The sequence below is a fragment of the Rubrivirga halophila genome (assembly GCF_046845755.1).
Lineage (GTDB): Bacteria > Bacteroidota > Rhodothermia > Rhodothermales > Rubricoccaceae > Rubrivirga.
Map to the genome: position 1 here is coordinate 2,885,417 of NZ_CP177357.1, position 15,628 is coordinate 2,901,044.

A 15,628-nucleotide genomic window follows, 5' to 3' on the forward strand; every position below is an offset into this window, starting at 1 on the left:
ACGCCACCGGCGTGCCCCTACGGGGAGACATTGCCCGCCCCGCGATGCGCCCCGAACGCTCGCCATTCCCTCGCCCGACGTCATCCCGAACGGATGTGAGGGATCTCAGCACAGCGCCCTTCCTCCAGCGAAGCGCTTCTACGACTGTCCAGATAGGTCGGCCCACTCCGGGTTCGAGGCTTCGATTAACCGGACCCTCTTTTCCCGCCGCCACGCCTTGATTTCCTTCTCTCGACGGATTGCGTCAGCAGCCGTCGGGTGCTCTTCGAGGTGGACCAGTCGAGTCGCCCGATACCGCTTGGCGAACGTGGAGCCCTGACCGGCTCGGTGCTCGGCGAGCCGTCGTCCGATGTCATTGGTCATGCCGGTGTAGAGCACGCGCGAGGTGCTCGCGAGGATGTACACCCAGAACGATCGGCCCATAGCAAAGCATACATCATGAGGCCGGAACTGCCCTTCGCGTGGGCTTGCGAGGCGGTGCTGAGATCCCTCACGTCCGTTCGGGACGACGCTGAGGGAGGGGTAGGTGGTTTCTCGGGCCCGTGAGCCCAGGGCCCATCCAAAAAACGCCCCGCTGGCGCACGCACCAGCGGGGCATCGATAACCGAGGGGCCGCGCGCTAGGCCGCCTTTTTGCGCTTGGCCACGCGGACCTCCGTGTCGCTGGCCTCCGCGTCGAGCGTCGCCGCGCTGTCGCCCGAGGTCGCGTACCGCTCGCGCATCCGGTCGAGCAGGTCGGTGCGCTCCGCCTCGGTCAGCTCGTCGAGCGCCTGGACGCCGCAGTAGTGGCGCGCCGCCAGCAGCACCTGGGGCCGGCCGACGCCGTAGCCCTCGGCCTCCGTCAACAGGTCGCCGACGGTCGGGCCCGACGACGTGGAGAGGGCGGGCATGGGGAGCACGTCGGGGAGGTCGTGGACCTCGACGGGCGCGGGCCCGGCGCCCAACAGCGCCAGCACATCCGCGAACACGGGGTCGTCGATCTCGAGCCCGACCGGCAGGCCGGGCGCGTTCGACTTGACGACCGTCGCCACGCGGCGCGTGTCGAAGCCGTCCTGGCGCAGCGACAGCTCCAGCATCACGTCGACGAAGTACTCGAGCCCAGACGCCGTCATCGGCAACACGCGGCCCATCTCGTTCTCCTCGCGGTCCTGCTTGCCGCGCGCCGCCGTCTGGTCGGTGATGACGACGCACGCGCCGGAGTCGACGCACAAGCGCCGCAGGACCTCCTGGAACACGATCTGATCGGCCTGGAGCGCCTCGGCCGACGGCTGGGCCGTCGGGTCGCCGGTCCGCTCGCGGACGGCCTGGACGGTCGCGCGGTGCTTGCGGCCGAAGTACATGGCCCACGAGTCGAGCGCGAAGCAGCCGTAGCCCTGCTCGTCGCGGCCCTCGCCGAGCGCCCAGTCGACGAACGGGAGCAGCTCGTCGGGGTGCTCCACCTCGATGGCGTCGAACGCCGAGCCGTCGGCGCCCGCCAGCAGGCGCGCCTTGCGCTCGGTGTCGAAAAAGCACAGGCGGCCGAGCCCAGCGTCGGCCAAGCTCGCGGCGAACCAGCTTTTGCCGGTGCCCGCGGCGCCGCGGACCGCGATCACGAGGCGGCGCTGCTGCGGCCGGCGGCTCAGGGGATGGACGAACGACATGGTAGTGTGCGGGGGGTGTGTGGAGAGCGTAGCGTGCCGGGGGTGTCAGCGATATGTCACCGTGCGTCTGCGGGGACGGTGGAACGTGGTGCGGCGGGTCCCCACGTTCTCAAGCGATGCCCTACGACGCCTTGCGGAGCGCCGGCCGCTCGACCTCGACGCGGCGGAGGGGGCGCTCGGCGTACGGGCCCCACACCGACTCAAAGCGGCGGTCGAGCCGACGGATCAGCACATGCGGTGCCTGGCCGTTCGCGACGTGCCACAGGTGGCGCTCCGGCGAGTCGCCGTCGGCGGACAGCGCGTAGGGGACGAGCACGCTCGGCTGCTCGGGGCGGACGGCCACCTGACGCGCCTCGGGGCTCGCCAGCGTCGCGAGGTTCGTCCGGCCGCGGTCCGAGAACAGGTCGGGGTCCCACTGGCTGGCGAGGTACAGCACGTCGTCCATGTGGCCGAGCAGGTCCGAGCCGCGCAGGCGGTAGATGGTGTCGACGGCGCCGTGCGCGAGCAACGTCGCGTCGCGACGGAGGCGGCGGTCGTGGTCGCGCAGGGCGCGCGCGCCCGGCCCGCCGGCGGCCTCGAAGGCCACGCGCCGGATGGCCCCGCCGTCCCCGTCGGCGACGGGCACCTCGACGACCAGGTCGAGCGTGAAGAACGCCGGGCCGGTCCCGGCCTCGGGCCAGCCGGCCGAGGCGGGCACCTCGACCTCGACCTCGGAGCGCAGGCGCGCGTCCTCGCGGACGGCCTTCACCAGGTGCCACGCGAGTTCGTCCTGGACGGCGCCGGGGTACGGTGGCTCGTAGTGCGGGCCGACGGCCAGGGCGCGGGCCCAGTCGGACGGCGGGAGAGAGCGGGTCGAGAGATCGGCCATCGGAGTTGGGGGAAGGGTGGCCGCGCGGAGGCTCGCGCGCGTACGCGTATGATATAGGGTGCGGGTGCCACCGGTTTGTCACAGCCTGGCGACCGACCGGGACAGCCCTCCGGCGACGTGCGGACGTTGGGTGACGGCTCCCGCTCGCGACCCCGCCCGCCCGGAGCGCGGCCTAGCTTCCCCCGCCCCCCGGACCCCGCCCGATGCGTCGACCTCTGCTCCTCCTCGCCCTGCTGGCGTTCGCCACCGGCGCGGCCGACGCCCAGGTCGGGTTCGGCCTGTTCAACGGCCGCAACCACGCCGAGCTCGACTGGCAGGTGGCCACGACCGAGCACTTCGAGATCATCTACCCGGCGCGGTTGGCGGGCATCGAGGCCGAGGCCGCCGCCGTCGCCGAGGCCACCTTCGACGCCCTCACGGTCACCTTCAGCCCCGACTCGACCGCGCTTGCGTTCTCGGACCCGATTCGGATCTACCTCTCCGACGAGGACGAGATCGCGAACGGCATCGCCTTCAACGTCGGGTCGAGCGGGTTCACGACGATTTGGGTCCACGTCAACGACACAGCCGAGATCTGGACGGGCGACGTCAAGTGGCTCCGCAAGGTGATCGCGCACGAGGTGGCGCACCTGATCCATTACCGCGCGATTCGGAGCAACCTTGGCCTGCTCGACGTCTTTTTCGCCGACCCGCTCCCGAGCTTCTGGGCCGAGGGGCTGGCGCAGTACGCGACCGAGCGGTGGGATGCCCAGCGCGGCGACCGCTGGCTCCGCACGGCGACGTTCGAGGACCGCCTGAGCTACACCGACGGGTCCTCGCCGCAGAACGGGCGCCTGCGCTACGCCGTCGGCAATAGCCAGGTCCGCTTTCTCGCCCAGTCGCGCGGCGACTCGACGATCGCCCAGATTCTGGCCCACCGCAAGCCCGTCCTCTTCGGGCTCGGCCGGGCCCACGACTTCGAGACCGCCTTCCGCGCCGTCACCGGCGAGCCGTTCCGGGATTTTTCCGAGGAGTGGCGCAAGCACGTCAACGTGTACTACAATACGCAGGCGGGGCAGATGGAGCGGCTCGACTCGCTGGCGACCAAGCCGTTCGGGCTCCCGGGGCAGGTCGTCTACGAGGTCGCCTTCAGCCCCGACACCGCGCGCGTGGCGGCGGTTGTGCTGCCGAGCCTGGCGCGGCCGGTCCGCCGCCTGATCGCGATGACGAACCCGGGCGCCGACAGCACCGGCGCGAACCTCCGGATTCTGGCCGAGGGCGCCATCACCGGCCCGATCACGTGGAGCCCGGACGGCGCGCAGATCGCCTTTGCCCGGACGCGGCGCGGCGCCTACGGCTCGCTCGTCAACGACCTCTACCTCGTCCGCTCCAGCGGCGGCGGGCTCCGACGGCTGACGACCGACCGCCGGGCAGTCTCCCCGTCGTTCGCGCCCGACGGCCGCCGGCTGGCGTTCGTGGGCGTCGAGGGCGCCACGGCCAACCTCTTCGAGCTCGACCTCGACACGGGCGCCGAGCGCGCGCTGACGGCCTTTACCGGCGACGTGCAGATCCCGACGGCGCGATGGTCGCCCGACGGCGCCCGCGTCGTGTTCTCGCTCTTCGACGGCGAGGGCACGCGCGACCTCGCCGTCCTCGACCTCGCCAGCGGCACGGTCGAGCGGCTGGCGACGGGCGCCGGCGTGCCCCGCGCCGAGCGCGACGACCGCCTGCCGGTCTGGAACGCCGCCGGCGACTCGCTGGCGTTCACCTCGCTCCGCGACCGGGCCCCGAACGTGTTCGTGGCGGGCGTGGACGGCGGCGCGCTCGTCCCCACGCTCGTCCCTGCCGAGCTGCCGCCGCCCGGAGGCGAGGCCCGCGTGACCTTCCTCTTCGACGGCGCGACGGTCCACGACTGGCTCCCGCCGGACAGCTTGCACCCCGCCGGGCGCCTCGTCCTCGTCTCGTCCGAGACCAAGCGCCGCGACCGCGTCTTCGTGGTCGACGCCCGCCGCCGCCCGACCGTCACCACCGACTCCGTGACCGTCCCGCCCGCCTACGCCGCGTGGACGACGCACCGGCCGCCGATCACCATCCCCGACGCCATCGCGCCCGACCCCGCGCTCGTCCGCGAGCGGCGCCGCTACCACGCGCTCGCGAACCTGACGCACGCCATCACCCTCGGCCTGCCGTACGGCGACCCCGGCGAGGACGGCGAGCTCTTCACCGACGACGACGACTGGGGCGTCTTCGCCAACTCGCTCTTTCTCGAACCGCTCGGCAAGCACCAGCTGGCGATCCTCGCCGGCGTCTCAGTCACCCGGCCCGTCGACAAGTCGTTCGGGCTCGTCTCGTACACCAACCGCCAGACGCCCGCCGCGCTCACGCTCGACCTCTACCGCTTTACGTCCCCGTCGACGGTCTACGGGTCGAGGCTGCTCGTCGAGGACCTGCTCGGCGGCGACCTGTCGGCGACGCTGCCCGTCGACGTGATCGACCGGCCGTACACGGCGACCCTCCTCGGCGCGCGCGTCCGGTACGCGTACGCCGAGCCGCTCGCGCTCGACCGCTTCGTGGACGTCGCGGCCCAAGGCTTGGGCGTCCCCGAGGCGGGCACGCGGTTCGACGTCGAGATCGGGGCCGCCTACAAGTTCCAGCGGCCGTACCGGTGGAACGTGATCGCCCCGCTCGACGGGACCGGGCTCCGCGCGCGTGTGGCGGTCGGGATCCCCGCGCTCGGCGGCGACGCCTTCGTCCGGCCCGACGTGCTCGGCTACCGCGTGTGGCCGGTCTTCGGGCAAACGCGCCTGTTCACCAAGGCGCGCGCGACGGCCGTCTTCGGCGAGACGCTCGCCCAGGACTACGTCGGGCTGGCGCGGTACGACGCCATCGACGCGGCGCTCCCGTTCGTCGGCGCGCTCGAATTTGCGGGCGCCGAGCGCGTGCGCGGGTACCGGAGCTACGCCGTCGGCACGCGCGCGCTCTTCGGGAGCGCCGAGCTGCGTGGCCCGGCGCTCGGCGACCTCCAGACCACGCTGCTCGGGCTCGTCGAGCTCGGCCCCGTCTCGCCCGCCGCCTTCGTCGACGCCGGGCTCGTGTGGACCGGCGCCGACCTCGACGGCGCCATCGAGCGCGTCGGCGTGGGCGGCGAGCTGGCGAACGTGTTGCGCATCGCCGGGCTCGAGATCCGCCACGCCGTCGGGCTCGCCTCCCCGGCGGACCGCCTGGGCGACCTCGTCGACGGGACGCTGCCGTTCGACGACCTCGACCTGTACTACCGCGTTCAGGCCGCCGTGCCGTTCTAGCGCGCCCCGAGGGCACGTCCCCCCATCGCCACCGCCAGCGCGGCCACGAACCGGTCCGGGTCGTCGACGGAGAGCGCCACGCGCGTGACGGTCCGCCGGAGCCCGTACGGCCCCTCGGCGACGACGGGCTTGCGCAGGTCGAGCGCGAACTGGGGCGTCCCCGCCGTGGCCCGCACCGTCGGCCGGTCGGCCGGCAGCGGGCGGCGGACGTGGTAGACGGCCTCGATGGCCGCGACGGGCACCGCCGCGGTCCACCGCAGCCCGCAACGGACGTGGAGCGTGTCGCCGTCCAGCGTCGTCGGGCGCGCGCCCAGCGCCCGCCAGTCGCCGACGAGCCAGACGATCGCGTAGCCGCTCAGCGCGAGGTGCACGAGCGCCGCGCCGTCGCCCCACAGGTGCCGAACCAACACATGGCCGCCGACCAGCTCCATCGCCGCCGCGACGGCGATGCCCGCCAGCACCGTTCCGTACCCGCTCGCGCGCCGCCCCGGGAACGCACCGGCCGGAGGCGCTGCCAGCGGCCCGAGCGCGTACCGCCCGACCGCCAGTTCGTACGCCAGCGCCCGCCCCGCCGCGTTCGGCAGCACACGCGCCGCGGCCGCCCGCAACCGTTCGTACGGGTCGCCCGACGCCCCGGACCGGACCGCTCGCGCGAATGCCCAGACGACCGCCAGCCCCGCGCCCACTTCGAGCACGGGGAGCGCCAGCAGCGCCACGTCGAGCACCCCGCGGTGCGCGTCGGGCAGCACGAGCCACGTCGCGCCGAGGCTCAGCGCCACGACCGGCGCCAGCGTCCACCACCGGCCGCTGACACGCGCCACGAGGGCGGCGTACGCGAGCGGCACCAGCACCACGAGGTCGACCGCCAGCGCCGCCGCGAGGACGTCGGGCTGGGCCACGCGCGCCAGCGCCGGCACGATCACGAGCGCGCCCACGAGGTACGCGGCCGACGCCAGCCCAGCGAAGACCCCGACGGGCGCGAGCGGGCGAGTCGGCGAGGCGGTCATCGGAGGCGTGGGGCGGGACGGACGCCTACGGCGGCCCGGTCGCCCGGATGCAGGTGCTGGCGGCAGACTCCCCCGCTCGCGGGACCCGCTCGCGCCGGCGGGGCGCCCCGAACGCAGGCCGCCCCGCATCCCGGAGGACGCGGGGCGGCGCAAGCTCGCAGGTAGGGGCCTTAGACCGCCTCCTTGTTGAGCGTGTCCTTGGCGAGCAGCGAGAGCCGCTCGTCGGCGTCCTCCTCCTCGCCGAGCGTGTCGCCGAGGAGCTGGGCCGCCTCGTCGTGCCCGAGGCGCTCGGCGAACGTGGCCAGGCTGCCGTAGCGCGTGATCTCGTAGTGGTCGATGGCCTGGGCGCAGAAGACGATGGCGGCGTCGCGCGTCTCGGCGTCCTCGACCTCGTCCATCAGGTGCTTCGACTCCTTGAGGATGCCGTCCATGGCCTCGCAGGTGACGCCCTCGGCCTTCTCGCCGATCAGCTCGAACACCTTGTCGAGGCGCTGGATGTGGGTGTCGGAGTGCTCCGCGTGCGCCTTCAGCTGGCTCGCGAGGTCGGTGTTCGTGGCCTTCTCGGCCATCGAGGCGATCGTCTTCTTGGACTGCTTCTCGGCGTAGTAGAGGTCCTTGAGGCCGTGGAGGAAGAGGCCGCGGAGGTCGGTAATCTTGGACATGGGAGGGGGAGGGATGAGAGGGGACGTGGTGTACCCGACCGACTCCGGGAGCGTTCCGCCGGCGCCGACACTCGGGCGATCTCTGAGGCGGCGAACCGCGCCGCGCCGGAGTGCGTGCCCGGCCACCCCTCTCCCCTTCCGGTCCCTTCCCATGACTCAGTATTCCGTCCACGGCGTCGACGTCCCCGCCCTCGGCCTGGGCACCTGGCAGATGCGCGGGGCCGAGGCCCAGCGCGCCGTCGAGCACGCGCTCGCCATCGGCTACCGCCACGTCGACACGGCCCAGGTTTACAAGAACGAGGCCGAGGTCGGCGCCGGGCTGGCGGCCTCCGCCGTGCCCCGCGAGCAGGTGTTTCTGACCACCAAGGTCTGGCGCGACGCCGTGGCGCCGTCGCGGCTGGCGGCGTCGGTCGACGAGAGCCTGGGCAAGCTGGGGACCGACTACGTGGACCTGTTGCTGCTGCACTGGCCCGTGAGCGAGATCGAGCTGGAGGCCCAGCTCGAAGCCCTCGCGGCCGTCCGCGAAGCCGGCAAGGCGCGGCTGATCGGCGTCTCGAACTACCCCGCCGGGATGCTCCGCGACGCCCTGGAGCTGGTCCCGGACCTGGCGACCGATCAGGTCGAGCACCACGTCTTGCTGGGCCAGGAGCGCCTGCTCGACGTGATCCGCCCGGCCGGGATGGTGCTGACCTCGTACAGCCCGCTCGCCCAGGGCGAGGCGCTGTCGAACGAGACGGTCTGCGCGGTCGCGGATGCGCACGGCGTCGGCCCGGCGCAGGTGGCGCTGGCGTACCTGCTCGGGCAGGACCGCGTGCTCGCCATCCCCAAGGCCTCGTCCGACGCGCATCGCGCCTCGAACCTCGCCGCCGCCGACCTCGTGCTGAGCGACGACGACCGCGCCCGCCTGGACGCGCTCCCCAAGGACCACCGCACCATCGACCCCGACTTCGGCCCGGACTGGGACGCGTAGGGGACCGGCCAGAACGCAAAAACGCCAGGCGGAACGGTCCCGCCTGGCGTCTGGCTTGCGCTCGATCCGCGCCTGCTGTCGACGGGACTACATCCCCGCCTGGATCGTCACCGGGACGCCGACGGTGCCCCAGTGGAGGACCATCGTCGCCGAGTCCTCGGAGAGGTCCTGGAAGCGGATCTCGAACTGCTCGGCTTGGGGCGCGTCCGTCATCGGCGTCGCCGTCACGCGGACGACGTCCTCGCCCTCGTCGTAGCGGAAAGCGCCCCACTGCTGGGCCGTACCGTTCAGGATCACCGTCCACTCGTCGCCGGGGATGGTGAACAGAGCGTAGGTGCCGGCCGAGACCATCTCGCCGCCGAACATCACGTTGTCGGAGAAGGTGATCGTCGGAGCCTCGTTCGCGCCGGTGCGCCAGACCTGGCCGGCGGGCGCCAGCTCGGCGCCGTCGGCGAAGTAGGCCCGGCCCCGCAGGCTCGGGCGCCCGTAGTGGACGTGGACAGTCGTGGTGCCGATCGTCGCCATGACGCCGGCGTTCGGGCTCGGGCGGGCCTCGTCGTTGGCGCGCATCGGGATGTCGGCCATCTCCATGTGGTCGGCCGCCATGTTCGCGTGGTCGGCCATGTCGGCCTCGCCGTCCTGGGCGCACGCCGAGGCGACGAGAAAGAGGCTGAGAACGAGGGGGAGGGTGCGAATCATCAGGTCGTGGGGGAGTCGGGGGTGGGGGCGGTGTACCGCCGGGCGCTCGCGAGGGATCCACGAGCGGCGGCCGCAGGCCTTTCGCACTGGCCCCAGCATGCGAGGTGCGGCCTGCTTGCGCGGGCGGGCCGTTCAGAAAGAAGCCCCGCTGGCGGCGAGCGCCAGCGGGGCCGGAGTCCGGACGTGGGCGGCGGCTACCAGAGCACGATGCGCTGGTCCTCGGGGAGGTAGAGCGCGTCGCCGGGCTGCACGTCGAAGGCGTCGTAGAAGCCGGGGATGTGCGCGAGCGGGCCGTTCGCGCGGTACTCGCCCGGGCTGTGGGAGTCCGTCTGCAAGAGCTGGCGGAGGTAGGGCTCGCGGTGCGTGATGCGCCAGACCTGGGCCCAGCCCATGAAGAAGCGCTGGTCGCCCGTGAACCCGTCGATGACGGGGGCCTCCTCGGACGCGGAGACGACGCCGTCGCCGTCCGTGTCGAGCGACAGGCGGTAGGCGCGGTACGCCATCGTCAGGCCCGAGAGGTCGCCGATGTTCTCGCCCAACGTCAGCCGGCCCTGCACGTTCGCGTCCTCAAACGGCGCGTAGCCGTCGTACTGGGCCACCAGCATGTCGCCACGCGCGTCGAACTCGGCCCGGTCGGCCTCGGACCACCAGTCGCGCAGGTTGCCGTCGGCGTCGTACTGGCTGCCCGAGTCGTCGAACCCGTGCGAGTACTCGTGGCCGATCACGGCGCCGATGCCGCCGTAGTTGACCGCGTCGTCGGCCTCGACGTTGAAGAACGGCGGCTGCAGGATGGCGGCCGGGAAGACGATCTCGTTGAAGGCCGGGTTGTAGTACGCGTTGACGGTCTGGGGCGTCATGCCCCACTCCGTGCGGTCCGGCGCTTGGCCGAGCTTGGCCAGGTTGTCGGCGCGGCCCCACGCCCGCGCCGAGCGGCCGTTGCCGACGAGGTCGGTCGCCGAGACCTCGAGCGCCGAGTAGTCCTCCCACTCGTCGGGGTGGCCGATCTTGTAGACGTAGTTCTCGAGCTTGTCGAGCGCCTCGGCCTTGGTCGCGTCGGTCATCCACGGGTTGCCCGCGATCGACTGGCGGAACGCCTCGCGCAGGTTTTCGATAAGCTCCGCCATCCGGTCGGCGGCGGCCTGGGGGTAGTGGCGGTCGACGTAGATGCGGCCGACGGCCTCGCCGAGCACGCCGGACGTGGCGCCGACGGCCTTCTTCCAGCGCGGGCGGTCTTCCTCCTGGCCGCTCAGCGTGCGGCCGTAGAAGTCGAACGAGGCCTGCCCGAAGGCGGCGGGGAGCACGCCGGCCGCCTCGCTCAGCGTCCGGGCGCGCGCGTAGGTCTTCCACGTCTCGATCGGGACCTCGGCCATCAGGCTGTCCAGCCCGGCGAGGAACGACGGCTGCCCGACGATGACGGAGTCCAGCGACGCGGGCAGGCCCATCGTCTCGGCCATCACGTCAAAGTGGAGGTGGGGGTACATCGCCAGGATGTCGGCGACGGCCATCGGGTTGTAGCGGGCCTCGGGGTCGCGGTTCTGGATCCGCGTCCACTGGTCCTCAGCGATCCGGGTCTCCAGCGCCAGGATGTCGCGCGCGGCGTCGGCGCCGCCGGGCCAGCCGGCCAGGTCGTAGAGCGTCTCGATGTACGTCACGTAGCCGGCGCGGGCGTCGGCGAAGCGGTCTTCGAGGTAGTAGCTCCGGTCCGGGAGGCCGGTGCCGGACTGCCACAGCGTGACCACGTGGCGGTCGGAGTCCTTCGCGTCCACACCCACGAAGCTGGCGAGGGGCGACGGGCCGTACGTCGTGCTGTTCTGGGCGAAGTACCGCGCCAGCGACGCGGGCGAGTCGACGGCGTCGATGCGGTCGAAGTCGGGCTGGAGGGGCGTGATGCCCAGCGCCTCGACGCGCGCCGAGTCCATGTAGGCGGCGTAGTAGTCGCCCACCTTGCGCGCGTCGGGGTCGACGACGGCGCCGGTCGCGGCGTCCTCGATGATGGCGCGGACGTCAGCCTCGGACCGCTCGCGGAGGAGGTCGAACGAGCCGTAGCGCGAGCGGTCGGCCGGGATCTCGACGGTGTCGAGCCAGGCGCCGTTGACGTAGCGGAAGAGGTCGTCCTGGGGGCGGACCTCGGTGTCCATGGCGGCCCGGTCGATGCCGAGCGCGCCCTGCGCGAAGGCCGGGGCGGCCAGGAGCGCGAGGGCGGGAAGAAGCAGTCGTCGCATGCGGAGCGGTGGGATATGGGTGGGAGGCCAGGATAACGGGGGCCGACGCCCGGCCGTGCCCGCCCGGCCCGCCCCCCTGTGCGTCAGGTGGGCCCTTGACTCGCGGCCCGCGCCACCGATACGGAGGGGACGACCCGCCTCTCTATGCGCCTCGCTCGTCTCGCCCTCACCGCCCTCCTGCTCGTGACGGCGGGCCCCGGTGCCGCCCAGCAGTTCTCCGTCCGGACGTACGGCCTGGCCGACGGCCTCCCGCAGACGCGCGTCAACGACATCCTCCAGGGTCCGGCGGGCTACGTCTGGTTCGCCACCCAGGGCGGCGTCTCGCGGTTCGACGGTGTCGACTTCGTGACGTACACGGCCCAGGACGGGCTCCCCCGCAACTACGTCAGCGACCTCGAGGTCGACCGCCGAGGGCGGCTGTGGGCGGCGACCGCGAACGGGGTCGCCGTCTTCGAGCGCGGCCGGTTCCGTGCCGTCGCCGGGACGGCGCTCCAGAGCTACACGCACCGGCTCGCGGCCGAGGGGCCCCGCGTCTGGGCCGCGACCCAGCATCACGGCGCCCTCGTCATCGATGGGGAGCGCGTCCGGCGCGTGGGCCGCGCGCAGGGGCTCCCGAGCGACACCCTGTCCGACCTCGCCGTCGCCGGGGGCGACGTGTGGCTGGCCACGGCCGGCGGGCTGGCGCGCGCCCGAGGCAGCCGCCTCCGGACGGTCCCGACGGGCCTGTCCGAGCCGCCGACCGTCCTCGCCGTCGCCGCCGACGGCGCGCTGTGGGTCGCGAATGCGCGCGAGCTGGCGCGGCTCGCCGACGGCCGGGCCACGGTCCGGGCGCTGCGACCCGCCGACGGGCTCGCGGGCGAGATCCGGTCGCTGGCGGCCGACCCCACCGGGCGCGTCTGGATCGGGACCTCGCTCGGCGAGGTCGGCTGGCTCCCCGACGCCGACCCGGCCGCGCCGCTCGGCGCGCGCTACGGCCCGGCCAGCGGGTTCCCCGCGCGCGAGGTCCGCGCCATGCACGTCGGGCACGACGGCGAGCTCTGGCTGGGGCTCACCGGGCTCGGCGTCGGGCTGTTCACCGGCGAGGCGTTCGCCCACTTCGGCGCGAGCGACGGGCTCGGCGAGCCGATCGTCTGGGCCTCGGCCGAGGTCGACGGCGCCGTCTGGGTGGGGACCGGGCGCGGCGCGTTCCGCCAGCGGCCCGACGGCACCTTCCGCCCGCTCCCGCTGGCGCCCGCCCCCGACGACACGCGCGTCAACGTCATCGAGCGGACGTCGGGCGGCGACGTCTGGGTCGGGACGTACGCCGGCCTCCTCCGCCAGCGCCCCGACGGGAGCCGACGCCTCTACACGACGGCCGACGGGCTCATCGCCGACTACCTCTACGACGTCGACGAAGGGCCCGACGGGCGGATCTGGCTGGCGACGAACGACGGCCTGTCGATCCTGTCGCCCGACGGCTCCATCGCGTCGGTCACCCCAGCCGACGGGCTCCCGAACGCCTTCGTCAACGAGATCGCCTTCGACCGCGCCGGGCGCGCGCTGCTGGCGACCGACGGCGGGCTGGCGCGGATGGAGGGCGGCCGGCTCACCCGGCTCCCCACCGGCCGCCCCGACGACGCCGTGATCGCCGTCGCCGCGTTCCCCTCGGGCGCCGTTTGGGCCGGCCTCTACGACGCCGAGCTGGTCTACTACGCGCCCGGCTCCGACGCGCCCGTCCGCTTCCCGTTTGCCGGCTCGCTCTCCGGCGCGACGGTCTACGCCGCCTCGGCAGGCCCCGACGGCCGGCTCTGGGTGGGCACCAACCGCGGCCTCGTCCGCTTCGACGTGTCGGACCCCGTGCCCGGGCAGCCGCTCCCGTCGGTGACGTACGCCGCCGAGCAGGGCTTCACGCCCATCGGGGTCAACTTCAAGTCGCTCCGCTGGGACGCCGCCGGCCGCCTGTGGATCGGGACGCCCGACGGCCTGACGCGGTTCGACCCGGCGCTTGTGCCGCCCACGAGCGCCCCGGCCGTCTACGTCACCGGCGTCCGGCTGGGGACCGGCGAGCGGCTCGTGGACCGGGCCGCCGGCGTCGACGCGCGCGGCCTGCCGGTCGGCCTCCGGCTCCCGCACGACCGCAGCCACCTCGCCATCGGGTTCACCGCGCTCACCGTCGCCGCGCCGGGCGGGCTCCGCTACCAGTACGCCCTCGACCGGGCCGGCGCCGACGCCGCGCCGTGGGGGCCGCTTCAAGACGGCCGCACGGCCGTCTTCCCGGAGCTGGCGCCCGGCACCTACACCTTCCGCGTCCGCGCCCAGACCGCCGACGGCGTGTGGTCGGCGGGCGAGGCCACGCTCCAGTTCGAGGTCGTCCCGCCGCTGTGGCGCACGCCGGGGGCGCTGGCGCTGCTCGCGCTGGCGCTCGTGGCCGCCGCCGCCGGGGCGTACCGGTGGCGGACCCGGACGCTCCGCCACCGGGGCCGCCAGCTCCGCCTGGCCGTCGACCGCCGCACGGCCGAGCTGCAGCGCGAGAAGGAGCGCGTCGAGGCCACCAACCGCGACCTCGCCGAGGCGCGCGAGGAGGCGCTCGCGGCGGCCCGCGCCAAGTCCGAGTTCCTAGCCACGATGAGCCACGAGATCCGGACGCCGATGAACGGCGTCATCGGCATGACGGACCTCCTGCTCGACACGCCGCTAAGCGACGACCAGCGCGACTTCGTCGAGACGATCCAGGTCTCGGGCGCGACGCTCCTGACGCTCATCAACGACATCCTCGACTTCTCGAAGGTCGAGGCCGGCAAGGTCGACCTCGAACAGGCCCCGTTTGGGGTCCGCGACGTGGTCGAGGACGCCATCGACCTGGTCGCCCCGGCCGCCCGCGAGCGCGGGGTCGGCCTCGTCTACACGCTCGCCGACGACGTGCCGGAGGCGGTGCAGGGCGACGTGACGCGCGTGCGCCAGGTGCTCGTCAACCTGCTGGCGAACGCCGTCAAGTTCACCGAGCGCGGCGACGTGCGCGTGGCCGTCTCGGCCGAGCCCGACGGGCCGGGCTGGCGCTTGCGCGTGGCCGTCCGCGACACGGGCGTCGGCATCGCCCACGCCCACCTCGACCGCTTGTTCGAGGCCTTTACCCAGGCCGACGCCTCGACGACGCGGGAGTACGGGGGGACTGGGCTCGGCTTGGCGATCAGTCGCCGTCTGGTGGAGGTGATGGGCGGCGAGATCGCGGCCGAGAGCACGCCTGCCCCGGCGCCCGGCCACGGCTCCACGTTCACGTTCACGATCCGGGTCGGCGCGGCCCACGCCGCGGTCGAGGCGCCGACGCCGCTGCCCGGCCTCCATGTGCTCGTCGTCGACGCCCACGCGCCGAGCGGCGCCATGGTCGCCCGGCATCTAGAAGGCGCCGGCGCCCGTGTCGTCCGCGCGGTCAGCGGCGAGGCCGCCATCGAGGCCGCGCGCCGGGCCCACGCCGCCGGCACGCCCTTCGCCGCCGCCGTCCTCGACACCCACCTGCCGGGGATCGACGGGGTCGGGACGGCGTGGGCCCTGCGGGCCATCGTGCCCACGCCCCCCGCCGTCGTCCTGCTCGGCGACGCGACCGACGTCGAGGCCGGGGCCCCCGTCGCCGCGGCGCTCCTCAAGCCCGCCCGCCGCGCCAAGCTCTGCCGCGTCGTCGCCCAGGCCACTGGCGCGCCGGACCGCCTCGCCGCCCCCCCGCGCCCGCCCGCCGACGCGGCCCCGCGGCGCGCGACGCGCATCCTGCTGGCGGAAGACAACGTGGTCAACCAGAAGGTGGCGCTCCGCACGCTCGACGCCCTCGGCTACCACGCCGACCTCGCGGCCGACGGCGTCGAGGCCGTCGACGCCGTCTGCGCCGCCGCCGCCACGGGCGCCCCCTACGCCGTCGTGCTGATGGACATCCAGATGCCCCTCCTCGACGGCCACGCGGCGACCGGCCAGATCCGCGCCCGCCTCGCCGACGCCGACCAGCCCTACGTCATCGCGCTGACCGCCAACTCGCTCGACGGCGACGCCCAGCGCGCCCTCGACGCCGGCTTGGACGCCTACCTCCCCAAGCCGCTCCGCCGCGCCGACCTCGCCGACGCCCTCGACCGCGCCGAACGCCGATCGACCGCCGAGGCTATGGCGTAAGCCGAATATGGGCGGCGCGGGCGCCCGCCGTTCGAACGCTCCCCTCTCTGACGGGGAGAGACAGCCCAAGTCGGCGCAGCCGGGGTGAGGGGCCATGAGCGGGTCGCGTGTTTGGGTCCGGTGGCGCAGAGGCCGCCCGGCGGCGCGAG

10 protein-coding genes are annotated in these 15,628 nt (G+C 73.7%); 3 read left to right on the top strand and 7 right to left on the bottom strand.

The features are described from left to right. Window positions 1-138 precede the first annotated feature (138 nt). From ACLIRP_RS12685 to ACLIRP_RS12695, 3 genes are all read right to left on the bottom strand, one after another. A complete protein-coding gene (locus ACLIRP_RS12685; protein WP_412060826.1) occupies window positions 139-405 on the bottom strand; it encodes a GIY-YIG nuclease family protein in 267 nt (88 codons plus the stop codon). A 214-nt stretch (window positions 406-619) separates the two neighbouring features. Continuing rightward, window positions 620-1,639, bottom strand: a complete 1,020-nt coding sequence (locus tag ACLIRP_RS12690) for a hypothetical protein (RefSeq protein WP_412060827.1) — start codon at window positions 1,637-1,639, stop codon at window positions 620-622. 121 nt (window positions 1,640-1,760) lie between these two features. Beyond that, complete coding sequence (locus ACLIRP_RS12695; RefSeq protein ID WP_412060828.1) at window positions 1,761-2,507, bottom strand: hypothetical protein; 747 nt, start codon at window positions 2,505-2,507, stop codon at window positions 1,761-1,763. Between the two features lie 203 nt (window positions 2,508-2,710). Here ACLIRP_RS12695 and ACLIRP_RS12700 point away from each other — a divergent pair, with 203 nt between their 5' ends. Continuing rightward, complete coding sequence (locus tag ACLIRP_RS12700; RefSeq protein ID WP_412060829.1) at window positions 2,711-5,788, top strand: hypothetical protein; 3,078 nt, start codon at window positions 2,711-2,713, stop codon at window positions 5,786-5,788. Here the strand turns inward: ACLIRP_RS12700 and ACLIRP_RS12705 are convergent. Beyond that, the gene (locus ACLIRP_RS12705; protein ID WP_412060830.1) at window positions 5,785-6,795 is read right to left on the bottom strand and encodes a hypothetical protein; all 1,011 of its coding nucleotides are present in this window, start codon (window positions 6,793-6,795) and stop codon (window positions 5,785-5,787) included. The two genes, ACLIRP_RS12700 and ACLIRP_RS12705, sit on opposite strands and share 4 nt — an antisense overlap. A 170-nt stretch (window positions 6,796-6,965) precedes the next feature. Then, window positions 6,966-7,457: a ferritin-like domain-containing protein gene (locus ACLIRP_RS12710; protein WP_412060831.1), complete on the bottom strand. Its 492-nt coding sequence runs from the start codon at window positions 7,455-7,457 to the stop codon at window positions 6,966-6,968. A 151-nt stretch (window positions 7,458-7,608) separates the two neighbouring features. Here ACLIRP_RS12710 and ACLIRP_RS12715 point away from each other — a divergent pair, with 151 nt between their 5' ends. Further along, entirely contained in the window at window positions 7,609-8,427 is an 819-nt protein-coding gene (locus ACLIRP_RS12715; protein WP_412060832.1) for an aldo/keto reductase, read from the top strand. A gap of 87 nt (window positions 8,428-8,514) precedes the next feature. Here ACLIRP_RS12715 and ACLIRP_RS12720 read toward each other — a convergent pair whose 3' ends face one another. Then, window positions 8,515-9,126 (bottom strand): DUF2911 domain-containing protein, encoded by a 612-nt coding sequence (locus tag ACLIRP_RS12720; RefSeq protein ID WP_412060833.1) that lies wholly within the window; start codon window positions 9,124-9,126, stop codon window positions 8,515-8,517. A 194-nt stretch (window positions 9,127-9,320) separates the two neighbouring features. Further along, complete coding sequence (locus tag ACLIRP_RS12725) at window positions 9,321-11,348, bottom strand: M13 family metallopeptidase (protein ID WP_412060834.1); 2,028 nt, start codon at window positions 11,346-11,348, stop codon at window positions 9,321-9,323. A gap of 144 nt (window positions 11,349-11,492) precedes the next feature. On the opposite strand from ACLIRP_RS12725, the gene ACLIRP_RS12730 reads away from it, so the two are divergent. Beyond that, window positions 11,493-15,479 (top strand): two-component regulator propeller domain-containing protein, encoded by a 3,987-nt coding sequence (locus tag ACLIRP_RS12730; RefSeq protein ID WP_412060835.1) that lies wholly within the window; start codon window positions 11,493-11,495, stop codon window positions 15,477-15,479. The last annotated feature ends 149 nt before the right edge of the window (window positions 15,480-15,628 follow it).

What these genes read in the sequence shown, in the direction of transcription:
- ACLIRP_RS12690 (WP_412060827.1), bottom strand. Translation starts at nt 1,639, where the DNA reads ATGTCGTTCGTCCATCCCCTGAGCCGCCGGCCGCAGCAGCGCCGCCTC.
- ACLIRP_RS12695 (WP_412060828.1), bottom strand. Translation starts at nt 2,507, where the DNA reads ATGGCCGATCTCTCGACCCGCTCTCTCCCGCCGTCCGACTGGGCCCGC.
- ACLIRP_RS12700 (WP_412060829.1), top strand. Translation starts at nt 2,711, where the DNA reads ATGCGTCGACCTCTGCTCCTCCTCGCCCTGCTGGCGTTCGCCACCGGC.
- ACLIRP_RS12705 (WP_412060830.1), bottom strand. Translation starts at nt 6,795, where the DNA reads ATGACCGCCTCGCCGACTCGCCCGCTCGCGCCCGTCGGGGTCTTCGCT.
- ACLIRP_RS12710 (WP_412060831.1), bottom strand. Translation starts at nt 7,457, where the DNA reads ATGTCCAAGATTACCGACCTCCGCGGCCTCTTCCTCCACGGCCTCAAG.
- ACLIRP_RS12715 (WP_412060832.1), top strand. Translation starts at nt 7,609, where the DNA reads ATGACTCAGTATTCCGTCCACGGCGTCGACGTCCCCGCCCTCGGCCTG.
- ACLIRP_RS12720 (WP_412060833.1), bottom strand. Translation starts at nt 9,126, where the DNA reads ATGATTCGCACCCTCCCCCTCGTTCTCAGCCTCTTTCTCGTCGCCTCG.
- ACLIRP_RS12725 (WP_412060834.1), bottom strand. Translation starts at nt 11,348, where the DNA reads ATGCGACGACTGCTTCTTCCCGCCCTCGCGCTCCTGGCCGCCCCGGCC.
- ACLIRP_RS12730 (WP_412060835.1), top strand. Translation starts at nt 11,493, where the DNA reads ATGCGCCTCGCTCGTCTCGCCCTCACCGCCCTCCTGCTCGTGACGGCG.